This is a genomic window from Acetivibrio ethanolgignens (genome assembly GCF_001461035.1).
In the GTDB taxonomy this organism is placed as follows: Bacteria; Bacillota; Clostridia; order Lachnospirales; family Lachnospiraceae; genus Velocimicrobium; species Velocimicrobium ethanolgignens.
The window spans coordinates 1-910 of record NZ_LNAM01000109.1 but is presented as its reverse complement, the minus strand read 5'-3'; the positions used below and the strand labels follow the sequence as shown (position 1 = coordinate 910).

Sequence of the window (910 nt, the reverse complement as noted above, 5' to 3'; positions counted from 1 at the left end):
ACTGTTACCGCAATCCCAAGAAAATAGTAACAGTATCTCCTTTCTTTGTCAAATTTGTATTCTAAAAACCCTTAGCAGGCTATTAACCTGCTAGGGGCGATTTTTTTGTTTGTTTACTTCCCTTCAGTCAACTTTTATATTATCATTATACTGCTAGCAAAATTAACATAATTATGCTGACTGAAGGGAGGAGTTCCTCTAATGAATTTGTTAGTAGTGTACGCATGCCTTGGGAACAATACCTCTATGACTACCAGCAACATTAGAAACCTGGTGTCTTGGTATTCTAATTATCCCGATTTCAGCATACTTTTTATCTACCGCTGAGGCATGCGTACTAAGGTGGGTAGTGGGGAGTGTTCTTTGCTCCCCTACCACCACTAAAAACCCCTGCAAGCGGTTAAACTGGTAGGGGTTGGTTTTATGCTATAACTACACCTTCGAATGCATCTGGACGTAAATGGGTGACATTCTTAGTGTTAATTGTTTTTAAATTTTTACAATCTTTAAATGCTTTATGTCCTATCATTTGCACAGTAGGAGGTAACGTAACCTTCTCTAAAGTAGTGCACCCTGCAAAGGCATTGTCTGTTATTGAGCAAACTGTAGCTCCCTCAATAGTTTCAGGTACCACTAGCTCTGACGGTACTTCTCCTTTGTACCCTGTGATAGCACAGTAACTGTTTTCAATTTTGTAAGTAAACATCTTATTTCAACTCCTTCTCGCTTTTTTGAAATTAGGTTAATTATACTGTTAAACACACGAATAGTTAGTATTCACCTCCTGCCAATTAAAAAGAGGATAACAGATGTTATCTGTTATCCTCCTCTTGGTTATTACTTACTTATACCAAATTTTGGTATAGTTTTAGGTTTTTCTTTACCTACTTTGCTATACTCTGACAGTGGA

Annotated in this window: 1 protein-coding gene; it reads right to left on the bottom strand. The window is 37.4% G+C overall.

All coding sequences use genetic code 11. From position 1 onward, the window contains the following. Nucleotides 1-421: 421 nt before the first annotated feature. Nucleotides 422-706 (bottom strand): leucine-rich repeat protein, encoded by a 285-nt coding sequence (locus ASU35_RS05700; RefSeq protein ID WP_058352085.1) that lies wholly within the window; start codon nucleotides 704-706, stop codon nucleotides 422-424. Between the last annotated feature and the right edge of the window lie 204 nt (nucleotides 707-910).